The 22,642-nt window shown below is 67.1% G+C and carries 15 protein-coding genes; 2 read left to right on the forward strand and 13 right to left on the reverse strand.

The window, feature by feature from the left end:
* Window positions 1–29 precede the first annotated feature (29 nt).
* The 13 genes from murA to ACYVDN_RS06160 form a co-directional block, all read right to left on the reverse strand.
* Window positions 30–1,400: a UDP-N-acetylglucosamine 1-carboxyvinyltransferase gene (gene murA / locus ACYVDN_RS06100; protein WP_460569450.1), complete on the reverse strand. Its 1,371-nt coding sequence runs from the start codon at window positions 1,398–1,400 to the stop codon at window positions 30–32.
* On the reverse strand, window positions 1,400–1,999 hold the full coding sequence (leuD, locus tag ACYVDN_RS06105; protein ID WP_460569452.1) for a 3-isopropylmalate dehydratase small subunit: 600 nt from the start codon (window positions 1,997–1,999) through the stop codon (window positions 1,400–1,402). The genes murA and leuD overlap by 1 nt, the downstream gene beginning before the upstream one ends.
* Before the next feature lies 1 nt (window position 2,000).
* Window positions 2,001–3,497, reverse strand: coding sequence for a 3-isopropylmalate dehydratase large subunit (leuC, locus tag ACYVDN_RS06110; protein WP_460569454.1), 1,497 nt, complete (start codon window positions 3,495–3,497; stop codon window positions 2,001–2,003).
* Between the two features lie 67 nt (window positions 3,498–3,564).
* A complete protein-coding gene (locus ACYVDN_RS06115; RefSeq protein WP_460569456.1) occupies window positions 3,565–4,041 on the reverse strand; it encodes an FHA domain-containing protein in 477 nt (158 codons plus the stop codon).
* 8 nt (window positions 4,042–4,049) lie between these two features.
* The gene (locus tag ACYVDN_RS06120) at window positions 4,050–6,347 is read right to left on the reverse strand and encodes a transglutaminase-like domain-containing protein (protein WP_460569458.1); all 2,298 of its coding nucleotides are present in this window, start codon (window positions 6,345–6,347) and stop codon (window positions 4,050–4,052) included.
* Between the two features lie 62 nt (window positions 6,348–6,409).
* The gene (locus ACYVDN_RS06125; RefSeq protein WP_460569460.1) at window positions 6,410–7,702 is read right to left on the reverse strand and encodes a DUF58 domain-containing protein; all 1,293 of its coding nucleotides are present in this window, start codon (window positions 7,700–7,702) and stop codon (window positions 6,410–6,412) included.
* Window positions 7,703–7,706: 4 nt separating this feature from the next.
* Window positions 7,707–8,669 (reverse strand): AAA family ATPase, encoded by a 963-nt coding sequence (locus ACYVDN_RS06130; RefSeq protein ID WP_460572264.1) that lies wholly within the window; start codon window positions 8,667–8,669, stop codon window positions 7,707–7,709.
* Between the two features lie 66 nt (window positions 8,670–8,735).
* Window positions 8,736–14,090, reverse strand: a complete 5,355-nt coding sequence (locus ACYVDN_RS06135) for an Ig-like domain-containing protein (protein WP_460569462.1) — start codon at window positions 14,088–14,090, stop codon at window positions 8,736–8,738.
* A 121-nt stretch (window positions 14,091–14,211) separates the two neighbouring features.
* Window positions 14,212–14,913: a hypothetical protein gene (locus ACYVDN_RS06140; protein ID WP_460569464.1), complete on the reverse strand. Its 702-nt coding sequence runs from the start codon at window positions 14,911–14,913 to the stop codon at window positions 14,212–14,214.
* Window positions 14,910–16,568 (reverse strand): serine/threonine-protein kinase, encoded by a 1,659-nt coding sequence (locus ACYVDN_RS06145; protein ID WP_460569466.1) that lies wholly within the window; start codon window positions 16,566–16,568, stop codon window positions 14,910–14,912. Before ACYVDN_RS06145 ends, ACYVDN_RS06140 begins: the two co-directional genes overlap by 4 nt.
* Window positions 16,565–17,929, reverse strand: a complete 1,365-nt coding sequence (locus tag ACYVDN_RS06150) for an FHA domain-containing protein (RefSeq protein WP_460569468.1) — start codon at window positions 17,927–17,929, stop codon at window positions 16,565–16,567. The genes ACYVDN_RS06145 and ACYVDN_RS06150 overlap by 4 nt, the downstream gene beginning before the upstream one ends.
* 61 nt (window positions 17,930–17,990) lie before the next feature.
* Window positions 17,991–18,806, reverse strand: coding sequence for a PP2C family protein-serine/threonine phosphatase (locus tag ACYVDN_RS06155; RefSeq protein WP_460569470.1), 816 nt, complete (start codon window positions 18,804–18,806; stop codon window positions 17,991–17,993).
* Window positions 18,772–19,833: a TerC family protein gene (locus ACYVDN_RS06160; protein WP_460569472.1), complete on the reverse strand. Its 1,062-nt coding sequence runs from the start codon at window positions 19,831–19,833 to the stop codon at window positions 18,772–18,774. The genes ACYVDN_RS06155 and ACYVDN_RS06160 overlap by 35 nt, the downstream gene beginning before the upstream one ends.
* Before the next feature lie 212 nt (window positions 19,834–20,045).
* Here ACYVDN_RS06160 and ACYVDN_RS06165 point away from each other — a divergent pair, with 212 nt between their 5' ends.
* Together ACYVDN_RS06165 and ACYVDN_RS06170 are read left to right on the forward strand one after the other, a co-directional pair.
* A complete protein-coding gene (locus tag ACYVDN_RS06165) occupies window positions 20,046–21,479 on the forward strand; it encodes a lipase maturation factor family protein (protein ID WP_460569474.1) in 1,434 nt (477 codons plus the stop codon).
* A 56-nt stretch (window positions 21,480–21,535) separates the two neighbouring features.
* A complete protein-coding gene (locus tag ACYVDN_RS06170; protein WP_460569476.1) occupies window positions 21,536–22,642 on the forward strand; it encodes an epoxide hydrolase family protein in 1,107 nt (368 codons plus the stop codon).

Consider the following 22,642-nt stretch of genomic DNA (forward strand, 5'->3'; position numbering starts at 1 on the left):
CCGCTATCGGGTATTCCAGGAAAGGCTTGCTAGCCCTCCAGCACGAAGTCGGCGCCGAGAAGCTCGAGCTTGCCGATGAAGTTCTCGTAGCCGCGGCTGATCATGCCGACGTTGCTCACCGTGGACTTGCCCGTCGCGGTCAGCGCCGCGATGAGGTGGCTGAATCCGCCGCGAAGGTCGGGCACCTCGATGTCGGCGGCGTGCAGTTCGGTCGGTCCTGCGATGACAGCCGAGTGGTTGAAGTTGCGCTGTCCGAACCGGCAAGGATGGCCGCCGAGGCACTCCTTGTGGATCTCGATCGTCGCACCCATGTCGACGAGGGCATCCACGAATCCGAAGCGCTGCTCGTACACGGTCTCGTGCACGATCGAGATGCCCTTCGCCTTGGTGAGCGCGACGACGAGCGGCTGCTGCCAGTCCGTCATGAAGCCGGGGTGCACATCCGTCTCGATCACGACGGCCTTGAGGTCGCCGCCCGGGTGGTAGAACCGGATGCCGTCGTCGTCGATGTCGAAGGCGCCGCCTACCTTGCGGAACACGTTGAGGAACGTGAGCATCTCGGGCTGGCGGGCTCCCCCGACGAAGATGTCTCCGCCGGTGGCCAGCGCGGCCGCAGCCCAGCTGGCGGCCTCGTTGCGGTCGAAGAGCGCCGTGTGGCTGTAGCCGGTGAGTCGCGAAACACCCTCGATGCGGATGACGCGGTCGGTGTCGACCGTGATGATCGCACCCATCTTCTGCAGGATGTTGATGAGATCCATGATCTCGGGCTCGATCGCCGCGCCACGCAGCTCGGTGATTCCCTCGGCCTTCGTCGCGGTGAGCAGAACCTGCTCGGTCGCACCGACGCTCGGGTAGGGCAGCTCGACCTTCGCCCCGTGCAGACCGTTCGGAGCCGTCATGCGGATGCCGCTCGGCAGCTTCTCGACGACGGCGCCGAACCGCCGCAGCACCTCGAGGTGGAAGTCGATCGGACGGTCTCCGATGCGGCATCCGCCCAGGTCGGGGATGAAGGCCTCACCGAGCGCGTGCAGCAGCGGACCGCAGAACAGGATCGGGATGCGGCTCGACCCGGCGTGCGCGTCGATGTCGGCCATGTGGGCGCTCTCGACGTTGCTCGGGTCGAGCAGCAGCACGCCCTCGTCGGGACCGTCGGTGACCTTGACACCGTGGATCTCCAGGAGTCCCCGCACGACGCGCACGTCGCTGATGTCGGGAACGTCGCGCAGTTCGCTCGGGCCGTCGCCGAGCAGCGCAGCGACCATCGCCTTGGTGACGAGGTTCTTGGCCCCCTTCAACTGGATGCTGCCCTTCAGGGGCCGCCCGCCGTTGATGGTGATCTTCTCGGCGGTCAATCCGACCCTGGCCCCTGCGGCCTGCGCATCCTGAAGAAGTGAGTTCACTAGATTTTCACCGGCAATGTCTTGGGCCGCCACGAGGCGCGGCGGGTTTCGAATTCTGTGATCTGCGCTTCATCACGCAAGGTGAGGCCGATGTCATCCAGCCCCTCGAGCAATCGCCACCTAGTGTAATCATCGATGTCGAATCCGACGGTCACCCCGCCGATGCTCGCCTTTCGCTCAACCAGATCCACCGTGGCCGCTATTCCCGGCTGGGCGTCGATCGCCGCCCACAGGCGCTCGAGGTCGTCCTCGGAGATGGTTCCTGTGAGTAGTCCTTGCTTCCCTGAGTTTCCCCGGAAGATGTCGCCGAACCGCGGGCTCAGCACCGCGGTGAACCCGTAGTCGCGCAGCGCCCACACGGCGTGTTCACGCGACGAACCGGTGCCGAAGTCAGGGCCGGCGATGAGGATCTTGCCCGCTCGGAAGGGCTCCTGGTTGAGCACGAAGTCGGGGTCCTGTCGCCACGCGTAGAACAGCGCGTCGTCGAAGCCCGTCTTGGTGACCCGCTTCAGGAACACTGCGGGGATGATCTGGTCGGTGTCGACGTTCGACCGCTTCAGCGGAACGGCGACGCCGGTCAGCGTCGAGATCTTCTCCATGTCAAACCCCTGCCTTCACGTCGTCACGGACTTCGGATCGTTCGAGGTCCCACGGGCTCGAGAGAGTGCCGCGGATTGCCGTCGCGGCCGCCACGACCGGCGACACCAGGTGAGTGCGCCCGCCCTTGCCCTGGCGTCCCTCGAAATTGCGATTGCTGGTCGAGGCGCAGCGCTCCCCCGGCGCGAGCTGGTCGGGGTTCATGCCGAGGCACATCGAGCACCCTGCGAACCGCCACTCGGCGCCGAACTCCTCGAACACCTTGTCGAGCCCCTCGGCCTCGGCCTCGATGCGCACGCGCGCGGAGCCGGGAACGACCATCACCCGAACACCGTCGGCCTTCGTGTGCCCCTTGATGACGGAGGCGAACGCGCGCAGGTCCTCGATGCGCGAGTTGGTGCACGAACCCATGAAGACGGCGTCGACGTGGATGTCCTTGAGCGGCGTTCCCGCCTCCAGATCCATGTACTCGAGGGCGCGCTCGGCCGCCGCGCGGGCGTTCGGGTCCTCGAAGTCGGCCGGGGTCGGAACGACGTCGCTCAGCGAGACGCCCTGGCCGGGGTTGGTTCCCCAGGTGACGAAAGGCTCGAGCTCGTTCGCGTCGATGAAGACCTCTGCGTCGAACACGGCGTCGTCGTCGGTCGTCAGTGTCTTCCAGTACTCGATAGCGTCATCCCAGTCCTGACCGGCAGGAGCGTGCGGGCGGCCCTTCAGGTAGGCGAACGTGGTCTCGTCAGGGGCGACCATGCCGGCGCGGGCTCCGGCCTCGATCGACATGTTGCAGATGGTCATCCTGCCCTCCATCGAGAGGGCGCGAATGGCGCTGCCGCGGTACTCGAGCACGTAGCCCTGACCGCCGCCGGTGCCGATCTTGGCGATGACGGCCAGGATGATGTCCTTCGCCGTCACCCCCGGTCGCAGTTCACCCTCGACGGTGATGGCCATGGTCTTGAAGGGCTTCAGCGGCAGAGTCTGCGTCGCGAGCACGTGCTCGACCTCGCTCGTTCCGATGCCGAACGCCATCGCGCCGAATGCTCCGTGGGTCGACGTGTGGGAGTCTCCGCAGACCACGGTGATGCCCGGCATGGTCAGGCCCAGCTGTGGGCCCACCACGTGCACGATGCCCTGCTCGAGGTCGCCGAGAGAGTGCAGACGGATGCCGAACTCCTGCGCGTTCTTGCGCAGCGTCTCGATCTGCGTGCGGCTTGTCAGGTCGGCGATCGGCTTGTCGATGCCGATGGTCGGCGTGTTGTGGTCCTCGGTGGCGATCGTGAGGTCGGGGCGGCGCACCGGCCGGCCCTCCGCGCGGAGGCCGTCGAACGCCTGCGGGCTCGTGACCTCGTGCACGAGGTGCAGGTCGATGTAGATCAGGTCGGGCGTGCCGTTCTCGCCCTTGACGACCAGATGGTCGTCCCACACCTTCTCGGCCAGCGTGCGGGGACGGCTTTCGCCGGTCGTCGCCTGCTCGTCGGTGCGCACGGCATCGGATGCTGTGGTCATGTCGAACCCTCCTTGCGTGTGCGTCAGGATACCACTTTGGGATACCACTTTTGATCACCCGGATGAGCTACCCGGCGATCAGTTGAACCCGGTAGCTGCCGAGCATGACGATCGCGCCGGCATCGACCGGGAAGGCCTCTCCGGGAGCGAGGGCGACCGAGGTGCCTTCGGGGCCCGTCGCGCTCACGCCGTTGGTGGAGTGCAGGTCGGTGACACGCACTCCGTCGCCGACCGTCTCGATCACGGCGTGGGTCTTCGACACGCTGCGGGCTGGGTCGTCGACGGGCAGCAGGCTCGCCTCGGTCCACGGTTCGAACCGCACCGGATTGCGACCGACCAGCAGAGCCCCATCGACCGGCACCCGTGCTCCGGTCGGAAGCACGACGAGCCACGTGCGCGGAGCGGGCGACTGATCCTCGTTCGGCGCGGGCGCGTTGAAGGTGGGCAGCGAGGTGCGCTGCGGCATGCGCTCGGTGTGCGTTCCGGTGTTCTCGCGCGGCGGAATCAGGCCTGGAGGCGGCGTGATGAAACCCGGCGTGTCCACCGAAATCACTATACCGATGGGGTCGGACGACGCTTGTGGAACCGATACGACGCGATGCGCCTACGCAGCCATCCTGCCGAGCTCGACACTGACCGCAGTACGGCGTCGACCCTTCCCCACACGTGGTCGCTGCGCTCCGACGTCACGTCTGAACCGTCGAACACGGCGGCATCCGCATCGGCGGCAAGACCGCGCAGCACTGCCGGTTCGAGCGGGATGCCCTGCTGCTCGGACTGCGCCTCCAGCGACGCTGCCGTCTGACTTCGTGTCGCGACGGGTGGCACCTGATACCCGAGCTCGCCGAACCGATCGACCAGCTCGCTCCATGCACCGGCCGCTCGTCTGTCGCCAGGGCCGTTCGCTCTTCGTCTGCGGCGTCGCGCCTTGCGGATGGCAACGACGAGCATCGGAAGGAAGATCGCCAGGAGCACGACGAGCAGGGCTCCACCGGCGTAGTACGTCCAGACCGGCACCACGAACGCGTGCTTGTCCTTCGGCGGCTTGCTGTCCTTCGTCTTGACCGGGGTGAGCAGGTCGTCGGCCTTCGGGGGCGTGTTCGGGGGCTGACGCACCTGGGGCTGCGGCTGGAGCTTCGGCTTGACGGTCTGGTCCTTGGGGGCATCCGTCTTGGTCGGGGTCGGGAAGAACGGCACCCAGCCGACGCCTTGGAACGCGACCTCGTCCCACGCCGTGATGTCGTCGCCCGTGTACGTCGTCGCACCCTTGCCGTCACTGTGCGCCGTGAAGCCCATCACGATGCGCACGGGGAACCCGAGGTGACGTGCCATCAGCGCGAACGCCGAGGTGTACTGCTCCTGGTCGCCCACCATCGGAGTCTTCTGCAGCAGGTCGCTCATGCGGTCGGCGCCTTCGCCTGCCCGTGACGGCACGGGGTCGGAGGCGCGACCGTGGCTGAGGTAGCCGAGCTTCTTCAGTGACCGCTCGATGTTGCGAAGCTTCTGGATGGCGCTGGCCGAACCACCCGCGTACTGCTCAGCCTTCGTGGCGATCACGTCGGGCACATTCGTGACGCTCGGCATGGTGATCGACGCCACGGGCACGTTCTTCAGCGCCTTGTCGTTGGGGATCTTCTGTGCCGTCGCGTCGATCGTGTAAGTGAGTCCGCGCGAGACGCCGCTCGTGACGGCGGTGGTTCCGGTCGCTGCGTTCACGCGCACGGTCGTGGTCGGATCAGTGTCGCCGGGGTGCGAGTCGAAGGTCAGCTTGTCCACGTAACCGAGGTTGGGCAGCCAGACGTTGTTGTAGCCGAGCACGGTGAACTTCGACGTCGTCGAGGCCCCAGCGGTGAACAGCGGCGGCGTGGGGATCGTGCTGCCGAGCAGCTCGAAGCTGCCGGAACCGTTGGTCTGCTCCCCCGGTCCGGTGACACTCCAGACGACGCCGTTGTAGGCATCCATCGTCGCGAGGCGCACGAGCGTGCCGTTCGGCAGGTTCGTGGCGCTGAAGAGCTTCGTCTTCTGCAGGTCGTTCGTGTATTTGCGGAAGCCCGCGAGGGGCGCCGGGTACTCCAGCGGATCGAACGGCGGCTGCACCTCGTCGCGCACCACGACCCTCGATGCGGATGACGGCGCCACGACGAATCCCGCGGCCCCACCGATCACCACGGCGAGCACCACGACGATCGCGGATCCTGTGATCGCCTTGCGCTGCAGCCCTGGGTCGGCGGCGATCGAGCGCTTGGAGCGTCGCACCCGCCATCCGATCCACCCGATCGCGATCGCAGCGAACAGCACACCGCGGATGCCCGCGTAGAACGGATCCCGGGTGCCGAGCAGGATGGCGAGCAGGAACACGACCAGCGGTCCGGCGACGATCAGCGCGGCGCGGAGCGTGGCCCGCTTGCCCTCGGCCGGCCAACGGAGGGCGATCGAGACGCAGGCGAGCGAGACGATCAGGGTCGCGGCGTAGGGAACGACGGCGATGTAGGGCGGAGCCTCCAGCGGAGCCCGAAGGGTGACGGCGTCAGACCACCCGAAAACGGCGCCGGTGGCCAGGTCGAGCAGCGACGTTCCCGACGGCACGACCCCCGCGATGCCCTCGCCGGGCAGGGCGAGCGCCGTACCGAAGACGAAGTAGGCGGCGATGCCGATCAGCACCGTCATCACGACGGGCAGCCGCAGGAGCACTCCGACTACGGCGACCGCCGATCCGATCACGAGGCCGCCGATGCCCGCGACGAGGTAGCCGAGAGGTCCGAACGCCGGGGCGAACCCGAGCAGAGCGACGAAGGTGAGCACCGCGAACACGACGACGTCTGTCCACACGGATGCGCGGATCGCCGACACCCGACTCGTGGACGCTCCGCTCGCCGGTGCCCGTGTCGCGCGGGTCGATGGTGTCGCCGCGGTCACCGGCCGGCCCTCTGCAGCAGAGGCGACAGCTCGGTGAGCTTCGTCACGGTCGCCACGATCGCGTTGCCCGCCTTGCGCAGACCGGGCTCGCCGTTCACGTCCGCGCGCACGGCGATCACCGGGGTGTCGCTCGGGTAGAGCGACGAGAGAGCGTGGAGGTCACGGTTGGTGACGGTGCTTCCGACGACGGCGATCACGAGGCTGGGAGCGTCGAGCCGCATGCCGATTGTGCGCGCGAACTCGCGCAGCGTGGAGTACCTGCTCTCCACCGGCTGGATGCGGCACGTGTCATCGAGGAGCGTCATGGGGGTACGGGCGCGCAGCGTTGCGCCTTCCCAGATGACGTCGAGCTCCGACTCCTCGGTGATCACCTCGACACCGATCGATGCGAGGGCGGAGACGGCGAGCTCGAACTCTTCGTCGGAGGCGTAGAGGCTCTTCTCCGCACTCATCAGCAGGAGCAGTTGGGAGCGGCGCGTCTCCTGGTACTGCCGCACCATGAGCTGGCCGGTGCGCGCCGAGCTGCGCCAGTGCACGTTGCGGATGTCGTCGCCCGGCTCATACGACCGCAGGGCGTGGAACGCGAGGTCGCTGTCCGTGATGGCCTTGGTGGTCTGCCCTTCGAGGTCGCGAACGAGACCTCGTGCGGTCGCCGCGATCCTCACGGTCTTCGGATGCACGAAGAGCTCGACCTGGTCGGTCCACGTCGTCGTGCGGCGCAGCAGCCCGAGCTGGTCGCCGCGCACGCTGATGGCAGGGCCCGCGACGATGAGCGCTCGACGCTCGGTGGGGATGGCGAAGAGGTTCTCCTCCTCGGCCGCCGGAGCGAGCCGTGGCACGACGAACTCGGCGAGACCGTCGCCGACCGGCAGTTCCATGCGGGTGGGAAGCACAGGACGCCGGCCGGAGTTGACGACGGCCATGCTGCCCATGGCGCGGTCCCCTGCCGTGACGCGACGCGGATTCAGCTCGACGGTGACCCGGTAGGTTGCACGGCCGAACAGATAGGCGCATGCCACGAGCATCGCCGCGGCCAGTGTGAACCCGATGAAGGCGAACTCTGCCCAGCCGAGCACGAACGCCGGCAGCAGCGACACGACGGCACCGACCGTCACGATCCAGCCGACGGGCGTCACGGTCCGCCCGGCCTTCACGGCGACGGCGATCGGCTTCTCGAACGTGCGCTCGAGCCACCTGAGGAGTCTCGAGGCGGCCGTGCCGAGGGCGCGCCACAGCTCTCGCAGGGCGAAGGTCGCCTGCGAGCGCGGCTGCTGCTCGGCTGTGGTCATGCGATCACGCCGCCCGGTACACCGGCGGGTTCACGGTCGCGACGGCCCGGTCGACGATGTCCTCGGCGCGCACTCCGGCGAACTCGGCCTCCGGGTCGACGATCACGCGGTGGGCGAGAACGGGGACGGCGAGTTCGCGCACGTCATCCGGTGTGACGTAGGTGCGGCCGGCCGCGATGGCCCAGGTCTTCGCCGCCCGGGCGAGCGCGAGGGCGCCGCGGATGCTGACACCGAGTGCGGCATCCTTGTCGGCACGTGTGGCACTGACCAGCTCGCTCAGGTATCCCATCACGGCGCCGTCGGTGTGCACGTCGGCCGCCAGCTGCGACATGGTCGTCACCGACTCCGACGCGATGATCGCGGACACCGATGCGGCGCGAGCCCGGTTCGAGGATTCCATCAGCAGCCGAACCGTCGTGTCGTGGTCCGGGTACCCGAGCGACGTCTTGATCAGGAAGCGGTCGAGCTGCGCCTCGGGCAACGAGTACGTACCGGCCTGCTCGATGGGGTTCTGGGTGGCGATCACCATGAACGGGTTGCCGACGGGATGACTCACACCGTCGACTGTGACGATGCCCTCCTCCATCACCTCGAGCAGGGCCGACTGCGTTTTCGGCGAGGCGCGGTTGATCTCGTCCGCGAGCACGACCGACGCGAAGATCGGACCGGGGTGGAACTCGAAGCGGCCGTTCGACTGGTCGTAGATGGTCACACCTGTGACATCCGACGGCAGAAGGTCGGGCGTGAACTGGATGCGCGACTGGGTGCCCTGGATGGTGTTGGCCAGCGCCTTCGCCAGAACCGTCTTGCCGGTTCCAGGCACATCCTCCAGCAGCACGTGGCCGCCGGACAGCATGGCGGTCACCACCAGCTTGATGGCGTGCTCCTTGCCGAGAATCGCCTTGTCGACGTTCGCCACCAACTGCCCGAAGGCACCGGCGAACCAGTTCGCCTGCTCCTGCGTCACCGCCATGGTCGGTCCTCTCTGTTCGTGCTGATGTCTCTGGTCGTGCTGTTCATCGGGATCGCTCGGTCATGAGCCCGCCGGGCCGACGCTCGTCATAGGCAGGCTGTTCCAGCCGGAGCCCGAGATTGACACGCTGAACGACTTGGCGTTGGTGCCGCTGACTGCTTGGAATTCCACCGTGACGGTTGATCCCGCGCCCGGATTGCCCAAGCAGCCGTGGGTGGAAACGGTCCCTGATCCGCCGATATCCACTGTGATGAAGTCGCTGCCGATCGGACCGCTCCCCGCCGGGCTGTTGGAGAGCGACGGGATGAGCTTGTAGCTGCCCGACGGCACATCGGTGTAACTCGCTGCGATGAAATTCCAGCCCGTACTGCAGCTGCCCCAGCCCGACGGCGGATGCTTACCCTTGACGACGTCGCCCGAGGGGTTCGGTGGTGGCGGGTTGGGCACGTTGACGCTCGAACTCTGCGGCGACCAGGCACTCCAGACGCCGCCCTTATTCTGCGCGCGGACCTTGACCCAGTAACTGCCCTGGCCGAGGCCACCGACCGATGCGTTGTTTCCTGTCGTCTGACCGCTTTGGCCACTGCTCAGCTGCCACTCGTAGGTCTGCAACGCGCCGCGCGTGTCCACCGTATTCCAGCCGAAGGTCACGACACCGTTCGGTGAATCCCCGCTCTCTCCGATCGACGGCTGCCCTGGCGTCACTGGCGTGCCCCACGTCGTGACGCCGTTGCTCTCCGCGGAGGCGACACTCGGACCGTCAGCGTTCTCTGCGACGACCGTAAACGTGTATCCCGTGCCGTTCACGACGTCGATCGCATAGGTGCCGAGCGCAGTGACCGTCTTCGCCTTCGACCCATTGGCGTAGATGACGTAGTCCTGGATCGGCTTGCCGTTGTCGGCGGGCTGGGCGTTCAACGTAACGTTGATCGAGCTGTCGCCGTTGGCCGCGGCGGTCGGCGGATCGGGTTTCGAGGGCACGTCGTGGAGGGTCACCTGCAGCTGGCCGATCGTCGCCTTCGTTCTGGCCGGATCCTTCGTCGCATCCTGCACCGTGAACTGCACGTTGACCACGCCGATGTCCGCCCCTGAGGCGGCCGACACCGTGATCGAGGAGTCGGTGAACGTGACGGTTACCCCGTTCGGCCCGCTGACCTGCTTCGCCGTGGCGATCGTCAGGGCGTGCCCGGGGAACGGATTCACCCAGTTGTCGTCGCTCGCCGCGTCGGAGACAGTCGTCGTGTTTCCGCGGCGGATGTCCCGCGTGATCGGCGGGTTCTTCTGCTGCGCGATCGGACGCGTCGAGCTCACGACCTTGGCGTTCACGGATCCGGCGATCGAGGCCGTCGCCGAATTCACCTTGAACGTGATGGTCGCCGTGGAGCCCGGCTGCACGCCGAACGGTGCCGACAGTGTCAGCGTCGAGCCGTTCGGCGTCGCCACGATGCCGTTCGACGCTCCCGAGAAGTCGGTGTACGTGAGCTTGCTCAAGATCTGCGGGTTGGGGTGGAAGCTCGACGCGCGCAGGTCGACGGTCGTCGCCTTCTCGCCCGCCTCGATGGTGACGTTCGGCGGCGTGAACGTCGGCGGGACATCCGATTGGTCCGGGTTTCCGACAGTGATCGGGAGCACGAGCGACGTGACGCGGTCGCCGCTCGCGCCTGGCTCGCGTCCGTCGTTCACCTTGAAGGTGATGGCGGCCGGTCCGCGGTAGTCCTTCTCGGCCGTGAAGGTCAGCGTCTGGTCATCCACGAACGGCAAGACAGCGGAGTGCGTCACCGTGACGCCGGATGCCCCGGTGATCTTCGCCGGACGTCCGGACGGCACCGTGATGAGGTCGGACAGCTTCCACGTCTTCGACGCGTTCATCGACACGATCTGCTGCGGCACCTTGACCCTGGGAGGAGGCGTGCCGTCCGAGGCCGGCGGCACGACGATGAACGCCTCGCCCTTCAACCCCGTCGCCGGGTCTGTCAGCGTATAGGCGACGGCCATCCGCTCGTTCCCCGGCGTCACCGTCACCGACCCGTTCTGGCCGACCGTCGCGCTCTTCGCGTTCGGTCCGGTCAGTCCGACCTGCAGGGCGTTGACGAGATCAGAGCGGTTGACGGCGCCGTCGTAGACGTTGACCTTGACGCTCTTCTTGCCCGCCACCTGGTTCGGCTCGACGATCTGGTCGATCGCCGTCGGGTAGACCGGCTTCGCGTCGTTGGTCACGATGACCTGCACGTAGGCGCTGTCCTGACCGCCCTGGCCGTTCGTGATCGTGTAGCGAGCGACGTAGACGCCCTGCTTCTGCGGGGCTTGCACCAGAACGATCTGGCCGTGCACCGACGCCTTGAGCGCCGGGTCGACGTCGGTGAGCTTCTTCTGCACCGAGATGGTGTAACCGTTCGGATCGGAGTCGTTCGCGAGCACCGGCACCGATGCCGTCTTGCCCGGCTTGACCTGCACCGTGTCGTTCACAGCGACGGGGGGCTGCAGACTCGTCGGCCGCGGGATCACGCCGATGCGCACCGTGCCGGTCGCGGTCTTGCCGTAGGTGTCCACGACCCGGTACGTGAAGGTGTCAGTGCCTCCTGAGCCCGGGTACGCCTCGTACGTGAAGGAGTTCGAGCCGGAGCTCGCGATGCGTCCGAGCGTCGGCTGGCTGATGATGCCGTCGAGGGTCGCTGAGTCGCCGTCGGGGTCGATGCCGCTCAGCGGAACGGTGATCGGGATGCTCGACCCGGCGAACGCCCGTGCGGTGAGTGTCGAGGGCACGGGTGGCCGGTCCTTGCCATCCTTACCCGTCACTTGGAACGTGACCGTCGCGATCGCGTTCTGCCCCCACTTGTCGCTGATGCCGTACGACACCGAGTACTGGCCCGGCTTGTCCGGCGCCTGGTAGCGCACCGTGTTGCCGCTGACGAAGGCGGTGGCTCCTGCGCCCGCGTTCGACGTGTCGTGCAGCTTCGGGTCGATGGTGAACGGCTCGTTGTCGGGCGAGTAGTCGTTGTCCAGCACGCTGACGGTCGTGATGTCGCCGACGCGAACCGTGGCTGCGTCATCCGTCGCCACGGGCGGCTGGTGTACGACGAGGGGCGGAATGGGCACGACGGTGATGGTGGATGTCGCCTCTTTGAGCCCGTCGGAGACCACGTAGTTCAGCTGCACCTGCTGCGGCAGCACGTTCGGAGAGGTGATCTTCACGACCTGGTTGTCGAGCAGTTCCACGTTCAGGTCGGCTGAGGCGTCGAACTTCGACACGGAGCGCACCGCGAGCACCCTGCCCGATGGCGAGCTGTCGTTCGCGAGTGGATTCACCGTGGTCGTCTCGCCCGGTCGCACGTACGCATCGTCGGCGACCGCGATCGGTCCGCCGTCGCCGTTCCCCGGCGTCACGTCGACCCTGATCAAGCCGACAGTGGTCTTCGCGCCCGCTCCCAGGGTGTACTTGAGGTAGTACTCCCCCGGCTCCGACGCACTGACCGTCACCGTGCCCTTCTGCGGGTCGGCGACGACGACCGGTTCCGAAGGGCCGCTGTCGAAGTTGGCGCCGACCAGATTCAGGTCGTCTCCGGAGGGCGAGAGGTCGTTCGTCAGCGGGTCGATGGTGATCGCCTGGCCGGTGACGCCCGACGCGAAGTCAGGCGTCGCGACCGGGTCGAGGGAGCCCTGCGGCTTCACCGTGACCATGAGCGACCCCGTCGCGCTGGCATGCCCGTCGGAGACCGTGTACCGCACCTCTTTGACGCCGGTCTGGCCGTTCTTGCTCACGAAGGTGACGTTGCCGTCCGGCTGGAACTGCACCTGGTCATCCGTCGTGGACTGCGCGGAGGTGAGGGAGATGTCGTCGCCGTCCGGGTCGCTCCAGTCGTTCAGCACGTCGTAGCTCACCGACTGACCGACCTCGACCGAGGCGTCGCTCTCCCGCTTGCTGACCGGGGCCGCGTTCTGCGTCGCGGGGTGCACCGTGGCATTCACCTGCGCCGACGCGATGCCTCCGCGGCCGTCGTCGATCGTGTAGCGGAACGAGACACCGCCCGTTACCCCGTCGGCGACGGTGAGCTGCACGGCCCGGCCGCCCTCGATGATGTCGAGATGGCCGATCGCTGCGGGGATGGGTGAGACCTGCGTCACGGTCAGGACGTCGCCGTCCTGGTCGGTGTCGTTGTCGAGCACCGGAAGCACAGTGGATCGCCCTGCGCGCACCCCGAAGCTGTCGTCGACGGCGATCGGCGGATGGTTCACCGGCGTTCGGTGGGCGAGCGTGTCCTGGAACGACTGCAGCACGGGCTTCGTCTGGCCCGTGTTGCCGTTGACCTCGGACTCGTTCGGCTTCAGGCTCGCCCAGTTCTGCACGAGCCGCATGTTGCTGGACACGACCCACGCGTCGCCGTTGCGCAGGTTGTTGAGGGCGATCACGTCACCGTTTACTCTGAACCGCAGATCATCGCCGGTGACCTGCTGCGCGATGTCGACGCCGACGGCCGGCTTGCCGTCGCAGGCGTAGAGATAGCGGGAAGCGCCCGCCCAGGCGCCGTACGAGCATCCGTTCAGCCAGACCGGCGCGGAGACCTGATCGGCGTTCGTCACCGCATGTCGAATGCCCGCGCCGACAATCTGCACGTGTCCGCCCCCGACCGGCACCTTGAGCAGACCGCTCCCCGATGCGACAAGAGCGTACGAGTTGTCCTCCCCCGGCTCCTGGAGCTGGATGCCCTTGATCGGCAAGGCGACGACGGTGCCGGTTCCGATCAGCACCCTGTTGCGCTTGGTGTCGAGCACGACGGGATGGTCGCCGACTGCAGACAGCTGGAACGACTGCGGGACATCCAACGACGACGACTGGCCGGATGCGCCGGGATGGTCGAACCGCACCAGCACGTGCTTGGCCGGTGATGCGCTGTAGGCGACACCCTGCTTCGTCACGACGGTCTTCGTGCCCGTGCCGATCTTCGCAGACACCGGTGTCTTCGAAGGATCGAAGGCGAGCCTGGTCGAGGCGTCGAGCACCCACACCTTGCCGTCCGGCGACGTAATGGCGAGGGTGCTTCCGCCGTACGACACCTGGGAGCCTGCGGGGATGCTCACTCGGTCGGTCAGCGAGACGAACGCGGGATCGATGCGCTCGAGCGTTCCGTTCTTGCTGTCGGTCAAGAAGTAGGCAGTGCCGTCCTGCAGCACGTCGAGATCGCTGGATGCGCCGTTCACAGCCGCGTCGAGCTCGTCGATCTGGTGGTTGAGCCTTCCGCCCATCAGCTTGTCGCCGTTGGTCACCCAGACATCACGAGCGTCGAGGTTCACGTCGTCGGTCGGGAAGCCCTTGTGCAACACGGCGACGGTGACCGGAATGGCGGCGACGAGAGCGATGACGATGGCCGAGGTGAGGGCTTTGTGCCGTCGGATCCACATCGAGAGGGATCTCAGCACGGCGCGTGCCTCCCCCAGTACTCGTCGATGTGTGACCCCGGACTCCCCCGAGCCCCGTACAAGCTAGCACACGAACGAGGACTAGACAGATCGGTGCATTGAACGTGAGAAATGCCCGGTTTCACGCGCCTTCGGTTGGCTCTCGATCGAGCAGCGCGAGGTCTTCCTGACCGACGAGACGCGTGGCGACGGCGTACTCCACCAGACGCGTGCGCCGGCTGGTCGCGAGGTTGCCCGCCCCGCCGCGAAGCCCGGCGACACCGAGCTTGTCGAGCTTCTCGCATACGTTGTCGAGCTTGCGGTTGAAGGTGGTCATCGACCAGCCGAGCCGTGCTGCGGCATCCGCTGAAGTCGGCACCTCTGCCCTGCCGGGGATCTGCTGCCGAAGGACGCCCTCAGCGAGGGCGACGATGAGCTGCCGCTGGCTCGTCGTCAGGGTGACGGGCAGGATGGTCGTCGACCCGGCGGACTCCTGCGTGATGCGCGAGGTGCTGAACAGGTCGTTCGGGTTGCGGATCGTGAAGTCGTACGTGGTCGGGCCGGCGCTGAACATGACGTGCATCGTCTCGAACACGATCGGCAGCCGTGCTCCAGGTGCGAGCCACGCCTGCACCCCGCCCGTTCCGTCGGTCACGGTCGCCGTGAGCAGTGTGCCGACGTTGGCGATCCACCACATGCCGAACTCGTCGAAGATGCGAAGGAACCGACGGTGCAGGTAGGGGTTGTCATCGATGGTCAGGTCGGCTTCCCTGCCGATGCCGAAGTCGCCCGGCGAGGTGATGTCGAACGTCTCGCCGACGAACTCCACGCTGATCGGGTTCATGGGTTGCACGCCTTCAGCGGGTTCGGAGATGCGACGCCGTCACGGATGATCGCGACGTCGACACACACCGCGGAGCCGGGGGTCAGTCCCGTGACGGTCGCGGTCGGAGTCGTGGTCGACTGCGCTCCGTGGGTCGTGCCCTCCTGCTGCCACTCGTAGTGGTCGTTCGCCTTGGGCTTGGGATTCGTCCAGGTGAACGTCACACTGGTGCCGTCCGCGCTGCGCACAGCCGACTTGAGCTTCGGATCGGGCACGGCCGAGACCTGGATGGTGCCGTCGCCGTTCCCTGCTGAGTGGGCGGCCGGCGTCGGCGCCGAGGTGTGCGGAACCAGCGCGATCGCTGCGACGACTCCACCGATGACGACGACGGCCGTGGCGACGATGCCGAGGATGAGCGCCGTGCGGCGCTTCGACGGCCGCGACTCTTCTTCCGGCACGGCAGGAACGTCGACGACAGGCTGGGAGACGGGTGTCGAGCGGATGACGGTGTGCTCGGGAGCCTGGGCATCCACAACAGGCATCCCACGGAGCCTCGTCGCGTCGGCCTGCACCGCCGAATCGGGCTGCGGCGTCGGCACGGGAGATGTCGGCGCGGGCGGGGGCGGTGCCTGCCGTTGGGGTGGACTGGGCGCCGGCGGCTTCTGCGCGACGACGGTGGCGACTGAACGCACCCTGGTCTCGTCAGCGGAATCCGCCGATTCGCGCGTCGAGGGGGCCGGCGTCACGAGATTCGGCACCTCGATGCCGGTCGGCGCGTATCCGAGCTCCATCTCGACGCGCTGCAGTGCCCGTGCGAAGTCGACGGCCGATGCGAACCGGTCTTCCCGACGCGATGCCATGCCCTTTGCCAGTACGGCGATCAGCGTGCGCGGTACATCCTGTCGGTCGATCGGTGTGATCGCTCCGCGCTCGATGCGGCCGATCAGGTCCAGCGTGCCGTTGGAGCGCCCGGGGATCTCGAACGGCGTGTGCCCGGCCAACACGGTGTACACGGTGGCCGCGAGCGAGAACACGTCGCTCCGCACGTCGGGCTTCGGATCGTCCTCGAACATCTCCGGCGGCGACCACGGCACCGAGAGACCGATCGACTGCTTCGTCGTGTCGGTCGCGCCCGATGCGGCCTCGAGCCGCGAGAGCGTCGTGGTGTGGACGGGCAGCTCGTCTTCGAGGGTCGAGGAGATGCCGAAGTCGGTCAGCGCGGGCCATCCGAAGTCGTTGGTGAGCACGTTCGCCGGTTTGATGTCGCGGTGCAGGATGCCTGCGGCGTGCGCTGTCGCGACCGCGCTTGCCACCCGGATGCCGATGCGCAGCACGTCTTCGACCGGCAGCCGCTCCCGCTTGTACCGCTCCCCCAGCGACGGTCCAGAGCAGTACTCCATCACGAAGTACGGTCGGTCATCCGCCGAGACATCCGCGTGGTAGATCGTGACGATGTAGGGATGTGCAGACAGCTGCGCCATCACGTTCGCCTCGGCGACGAACTGCGTGCGGGACTGCTGGTCGAGCTGGTCGGTGAGCAGCACCTTCACGGCGACGTTGCGTCGTGGCAGTTTCTGTTCGTAGAGGAAGACGTCGGAGAAGCCACCAGAGCCGAGGAGCCGCTGATAGTCGTAGCCCGGAAGGTCGGGCGCTTGAGCGGCGGCGCGTCTGCTCATGCCTGAACGACGCCCAGTGTCACTCCACTGCCGAGGTCGATCACGGTTCCGGCGATCACCGAGGTGGGCTCTCCGGCTCGCAGCTTCTGCGGCGCTTTGCCGGGGAGAGCGATCAACGTGCCGTTGCGCGAGTGCAGGTCGGTGACGACCACCGTGCCGCCCTCGACGGTGAGCTGCACGTGGTTGCGCGAGATGTCGTGCTCCACGCTGTCGACCGTCACGAGGCGGGGAACCCGTCCGCCGCCCATCTTGCTCACGCTCGGCGCGCGGCCGACGACGACCATGCCGTCGATCGGCTCGACGCCGCCATCCGGCAGCTGCAGCACGAAGCCGGGCTCGTCCGGCACGGCCGGTGCGGCGGCCGGAGATGCCGGCGTTGCGGGGCCGGGGTGCCCCGGAGCCGGTGACTGAGCGTGAGCCCCTGTCGACTCGCGAAGCACCCGCAGATCACCGCTCATCACGGTGAGCCCGTCGTGGTCGCCCAGTGCCGTACCGCCCTGGGCGGTGTTGCCATGGGCGGTGTTGCCCTGGGCCGGGCCGTTCGGCGCCGCTCCGCCGAGCGCGGTGGCGCCGAACGCTGTGCTGCTCAGGGCGTCCGCACCTGGCTCTTCGACATCCTCAGCGGGGCGGGCCGCGGCATCCTCGACGCTGCGCATCATGGTGGCGCCGAAAAGGTGGTCATACCCGGTGGTCTCGTGCGGTGCCTCGCGCACTGTGCTGTCGCGCAGGGTGCTGTCGTGCACGGTCGTGTCGTGCACGGTGGTGTCGCGGCTCGTCGCGCGCGCGGGCTCAGGGGCATCCGCGCCCGCGACCGTGAACTCGAGATCGGCGATGGTGCGATCGAGGTCGACGTCGGCGGTCGGGATCGCCGCAGCGACCTCGGCGAAGCCGCCAACGAGCGACCCGAAGGTCAGCGCGCTCACCCATGCCGTGCCGACGACCAGGGGGAGAGCCGGGCCCGGGACGTGGTCCGACGGCAAGCACTCGATGCGGAATCCCGTCATGTCGGAGACCGGGCGCTCGACCCAGGTGGAGACGCCGCGCGCGGTGATGTCTTCGCTGCCGCCCTCGGTCTCGACCGCCACGCCGGCGCCGCCGCGCACGATGAAGCGCGCCTCGAAGGTGCTGCCATCGGCGGAATCGCCGCCATCCCATTCCGCGAGCACGAAGCCGGGCGCGTTGGTCAGGCCGCCTTTGGCGAGCTCATCGATGACGAGTCGGATGCCGTCCTCATGACAAAGAGCCGCCCACAGCCGGGCGGCGAAGCCGTCGTCGGCGGCAGTGCGATGCACGACCGCGAGTCGTCCAGGAACCACGGCGGCCAGCCAACTTCCGGGGGCCGTATGTTCCACTGTGAGCACGTTGGTCATCCTTCGTTCTTCGCTTCGATCGGTGATGGGCCCGCGGACGTCTCCGCACGCGTCACGATCGAGGGCGGGTGTCTTCCAGGTATTGCTGGTGGCCAGGTCGTTCTACCGTATCCCGCTCGGCCTCGTCGGGCTCGGGCCACGACGACACGACGACGGCGGACACGTTGTCGCGACCCCCCGCCGCGATCGCCGCATCGGCGAGAACACCGGCCAGCCGCTCGTCGTGCGGGTTCTCGCGCAGGATGTCGGCGATCCGGTCATCCGAGAGCTCTTTGCTCAGCCCGTCCGAGCAGATCAAGAAGGTCTGTTCACCGCCCGCCGGGAGCATCCAGACGTCGACGTCCACATCGTCGGCAGCACCGAGCGCCCTGGTGATGACGTTGCGTTCGGGATGCCCGTCCGCTTCTGCTGCGCTGATCACACCGGCATCGACGAGTTCCTGCACCGCCGAGTGGTCGACGCTCAGCTGCGTCAGCCGCGCCCCGTCCCAGCTGTACACGCGCGAGTCGCCGATGTTCAGGATCATCCAATAGCGTGCTCCGCCCTCGCTGCCGTCGACGGCGACGACGCCGGCCAGGGTCGTACCTGCGACAGCGACACCCGAGGCGTCCGCCGTCGAGAGCGCGCGTACAGCCTCGTTCGCCGAGGCGACCGCGTCGAGCACATCGTTGGGAGTCACTGACGCACCCTCCGGGATGCGCTCCTCCATCACGCGCACTGCTGCGCTGCTGGCGAGGTCGCCGCGGGCGTGCCCGCCCATGCCGTCGGCGACGACGAACACGGGGTCGCGCGCGAGCACCGCGTCCTCGTTGACCGCGCGCACGGCACCCACGTCAGTGCGAGCGCTCACCGCCAGCGTCAGGTTCACCGACCGCGTTCTCCTTGCTCGAGTTCTGATCATCCCGATGACGAGCGGAACGTCTGTCGACCCACATCTTGACCAGACTTGCCATGGTAGCCACAAGCATGGCCGCGAGGATGAATCCGAGCGACTGCCAGGTGCCGATTTCGGGCGCCCACTCTACCGGATGACCGCCGTTGATGAACGGGAGCTCGTTGGTGTGCAGGGCATGCAGGATGAGCTTCACGCCGATGAAGATGAGGATCGCGACGACGCCGTACTTGAGGTACTCGAGCTGCTTCAGCAGGTGTCCGAGCAAGAAGTACAGCTGCCTCAGGCCCATCAGGGCGAAGACGTTCGCGGCGAACACGATGAACGGGCTCGTGGTGATGCCGAAGATGGCCGGAATCGAGTCGAGCGCGAACAACAGGTCGGTCGTTCCCAGGGCGAGGAACACGAGGAGCATCGGCGTGAAGAAGCGCTTGCCGTCGATTCGGATCGTCAGCTTCGAACCGTTGAACTCGTCGTGCACGTTGAGGTGCCGACGCGCGAAGCGCAGGAAGAATGAGTCCTTCGTCCCCTCGCTGTCGTCGGAGCCGGGCAGCGCCTGCTGCACGCCGGTGTAGAGCAGGAAGACGCCGAACAGATAGAACACCCACGTGAAGTTCTCGATCAAGCCGGCGCCGATCAGGATGAACACACCTCGCAGGATCAGCGCGATGACGATTCCCGCCATCAGCGCCTCCTGCTGATACTTCGGCGGAACGGCGAACCGCGCCAGGATGACGACGAAGACGAACAGGTTGTCGATACTCAGGCTGTATTCGGTGAGCCAGCCGGCCAGGAACTGTCCCGCGTAGTCGGCGTCGCCCATCACGAACATCAGATAGGCGAAGACCAGGGCGAGCAGCGCGTATCCGACGACGAAGAGCGTCGACTCGAGCGGCTTCGGCACATGCGGCCGTTTGACGGCGATCACGAGGTCGGCGGCGATCAGCAGCGAGAGCACGACGATCGAGCCGATCTCGAACCAGAGCGGGAGTGCGAGGTGCATCAACGGTCTTCCGGGTCTCGTCACCAGGCGGGTACGCCATGGCGACGAGAGTCTCTCCCGCGTTCTCACGCCGTACGACCGGAGCCTCAGGACTCGTGATGACGATCGTTTCGAGCACCGCCTGATGCGGCACCTGGGATACTCCCCCTCGCACTCATCAGTCTACGGTGTCTGCCGCTCCCACCCTCAATCGCAACTAGCGTTGGCAGCGTATGGGCTGGTTCGACGCGGGCGACTACGAACTGGCGCGACAGGTTCTCGAGCGGGGCGTCGCGGCGGTGTTCGTCATCGCGTTCTGCTCGACGATCGCGCAGTTCCCTGCGCTGCTCGGGGCGCACGGGCTGGAGCCGACGCCGTCGTTCGTTCGGAGGATGGGCGACCTGCTCTCGCCGACACTGTTCCGCCGTCGGTACTCCGACCGTCTGCTGATCACGGTCGCCGCCGTTGGCGCGGTGATCTCCGCCTCTCTCGTTGCGGGATTGCCGCAGCTCGCGCCCTCGTGGGCACCCATGATCGCGTTCCTGCTCTGCTGGCTTGCCTACCTGTCGATCGTCGACGTGGGGCAGACCTTCTATGCGTTCGGCTGGGAGAGCCTGCTGCTCGAGTCGGGGTTCGTCGTGGCCTTCCTCGGCTCGAACGACCAGGCGCCGCCGATCATCATCATCGTGTTCGTGCGCTGGCTGGTGTTCCGGCTCGAGTTCGGCGCGGGGATGATCAAGATGCGCGGCGACAGGTCGTGGCGCGACCTCACCGCTCTCTACTACCACCACGAGACGCAGCCGATGCCCGGTCCCCTCAGCTGGTACTTCCACCATCTGCCGCGTTGGATGCACCGGGTCGAGGTGCTGGGCAATCACGTCGCCCAGCTCGTCGTACCCTTCTTCCTGTTCGCTCCGCAGCCCGTCGCGAGCATTGCGGCGGGGATCGTCATCCTCACGCAGCTCTGGCTGGTGGCGTCGGGCAATTTCGCCTGGCTGAACGTGCTCACGATCATCCTGGCGTTCGCCGCAGTCTCCGACCCGGTCGCTCACGCGGTCATCCCGGCAATGCCCGCACACACCGACCACACCATCACACCGTTGTGGTTCTTCGTCGTCGTCATCGTGGTGGGGCTGCTCCTGCTCGGGTTGAGCTGGCGGCCGTTACGGAACCTGTTCGCGCGCCGTCAGCTGATGAACGCGAGCTTCAACCGATGGCACCTGGTGAACGCCTACGGCGCGTTCGGCTCGGTGACGAAGGAACGGTTCGAGGTGATCATCGAGGCGACCGACTCGCGCGACGCCGCGAGCGCGGTCTGGCACGAGTACGAGTTCAAGGGAAAGCCCGGCGATCCCACCCGAATGCCGCGGCAGTTCGCGCCGTACCATCTGCGCCTCGACTGGCTGATGTGGTTCCTCGCACTCGGCTCGCACGGCGAGGGCTGGTTCTCACCGTTGCTGCAGAGGCTGCTGGAGGCCGATCCCGCGACCTTGCGGATGCTCCGCAGCGCGCCGTTCGGAGCCGAGCGTCCCGCGATGGTGCGTGCGTCGTTGTACCTCTACCGCTTCTCCACGCGGGAGGAGCGGCGAACACAACACGTGTGGTGGGTGCGACGACGTGTCGGCGAACTCGTGCCGCCGGTGCGACTGCGAAGTGGCGACCGTTGACCAGCTCTCTCGCCATCCCGTCCCGACTTGTCGGTGGTCGAGCCTAGGGTCCTGGCATGGAGCCTTTCCACGTTTCGGTACCGGATGCCGCACTCGCCGATCTCCGTGATCGCTTGGCCACGGCACGGTTACTGCCTGACTCGCCCGATCGACCATGGTCGGGCATGAACGCTGCTTATCTTGCCGACTTGGTCGGGTCGTGGAAGGAGTTCGATTGGTCCGAGCGTGAGCGCTGGCTGAACGGACATCCGCAGTTCACCGCCGAGGTCGACGGCTCGACGCTGCATTTCGTGCACAGCAGAGCGGATCGGGCGGATGCCCCGGCACTGCTCGTGATGCACGGCTGGCCGCACACCTTCGCGATGCAGCTCGACTACGCCGACCTGCTGCCCGACTTTCACGTCGTGGTCGCGAGCCTTCCCGGTTTCGCGTATTCGAGTCGATACTCGTCGGGGTCGTTCACCGAGCCACGTCTCGCCGCGACCATGCACACGCTGATGACGGAAGTGCTCGGATACGACCGATTCCTGACCTACGGCGAAGACGTCACGGCGAACGTCAGCGATCTCGTCGCGGCGTCCTATCCGGAATCCGTATCGGGAATCGTCGTGACGCACGCCCATTTCCCCACGATGCGCGAGCGCGAGCAACTCGCTGACCCGGCTGCCGACGCGTTCTTCGCGGAGCTCGCCGCGCGGCAATACGAGGCAGGCGCCTACGCTCACGTGCAAGGCACGCGGCCAGACACTCTCGCCGCTGCGCTCAACGACTCTCCGGTCGGACTGCTGGCATGGCTGGTCGAGAAGTTCGTGGAGTGGAGCGACACGCCCCGCGACGATCCGCGACAGGTCGAGCGCAGGCTCTCGCGCGAACGCCTGCTGACCGAGGCCACGATCTACTGGACGACGCAGTCGATCGCCACCTCGTTCCGGCCGTACTTCGACGAGACGGATGCGCCGGGCATCCCTCCGGTTCGGGTGCCGGCGAGCGTGCACATCCAACGTCACGAGACGACCTACCCCGAGTCGGTCGCTCGCTCGTTCTACCGCGATCTGCACACCTTCGAGCGCCTCGAGGCAGGCGGGCACTTCACTATCGCGGAGATTCCGATGGCCATGGCGAGTCGCACCCGCGACTTCGCCTCCCAGCTGGGGCTGATCTGA

It is taken from the genome of Humibacter soli (assembly GCF_054779035.1).